Genomic DNA, 1,196 nt, shown 5'->3' with positions numbered 1-1,196 from the left:
ATTAGGCAATGATCTTGGCAACCACACCAGCGCCAACGGTCTTGCCGCCTTCGCGGATAGCGAAGCGCAAGCCTTCTTCCATCGCAATGGGGTGGATCAACTTCACAGTGATCGACACGTTGTCACCTGGCATCACCATCTCTTTGCCTTCTGGCAATTCGATCGCGCCGGTCACGTCAGTCGTACGGAAGTAGAACTGGGGACGGTAGTTGTTGAAGAATGGGGTATGGCGGCCGCCTTCGTCTTTCGACAACACATAGATCTCAGCCGTGAAGTGAGTGTGTGGCTTGACTGAACCTGGCTTGCACAGCACTTGGCCGCGCTGCACGTCTTCGCGCTTTGTACCGCGCAACAAGATACCAACGTTGTCACCAGCTTGACCTTGGTCCAGCAATTTGCGGAACATTTCCACGCCGGTACAGGTCGTCTTGACGGTGTCAACGATACCCACGATTTCGATTTCTTCGCCGACTTTGATGATGCCGCGCTCAACGCGACCTGTCACCACCGTACCGCGACCCGAAATGGAGAACACGTCTTCCACGGGCATCAAGAAAGCACCGTCCACTGCGCGCTCAGGCGTAGGGATGTAGCTGTCCAAAGCTGCAGCCAACTTGAAGATCGCCTCTTCGCCCAAAGGACCTTTGTCGCCTTCCAGCGCCAATTTGGCAGAGCCGTGAATGATTGGGGTGTCGTCGCCTGGGAAATCGTACTTGTCGAGGAGCTCGCGCACTTCCATTTCGACCAATTCCAACAACTCAGTGTCGTCCACCATGTCGCATTTGTTCAAGAACACGATGATGTAAGGCACGCCCACCTGACGAGCCAACAAGATGTGCTCGCGAGTTTGAGGCATTGGGCCGTCTGCAGCCGAACACACCAAAATAGCGCCGTCCATTTGAGCAGCGCCCGTGATCATGTTTTTCACATAGTCGGCGTGGCCAGGACAGTCCACGTGTGCGTAGTGACGGTTTTCAGTCTCGTACTCAACGTGAGCGGTGTTAATCGTGATACCGCGTGCTTTTTCTTCTGGAGCCGCGTCAATTTGGTCGTAAGCCTTCGCTTCGCCGCCAAACTTGGCCGACAGGATCGTGGTGATCGCTGCAGTCAAGGTTGTTTTGCCGTGGTCAACGTGGCCAATCGTGCCGACGTTCACGTGCGGCTTGGTACGTTCAAATTTTCCTTTTGCCATTTCT

General features: G+C 54.8%; 1 protein-coding gene. It reads right to left on the bottom strand.

Going from position 1 to position 1,196, the window contains the following annotated elements:
- Position 1 precedes the first annotated feature (1 nt).
- Positions 2-1,192: an elongation factor Tu gene (gene tuf, locus B9Z42_RS16050; protein ID WP_100134430.1), complete on the bottom strand. Its 1,191-nt coding sequence runs from the start codon at positions 1,190-1,192 to the stop codon at positions 2-4.
- Positions 1,193-1,196: the final 4 nt, after the last annotated feature.

It is taken from the genome of Limnohabitans sp. B9-3 (genome assembly GCF_002778325.1).
In the GTDB taxonomy this organism is placed as follows: Bacteria; Pseudomonadota; Gammaproteobacteria; order Burkholderiales; family Burkholderiaceae_C; genus Limnohabitans; species Limnohabitans kasalickyi.
Note: the sequence above shows the minus strand (reverse complement) of the source record. Positions and strands in the feature narration are given on the sequence as shown.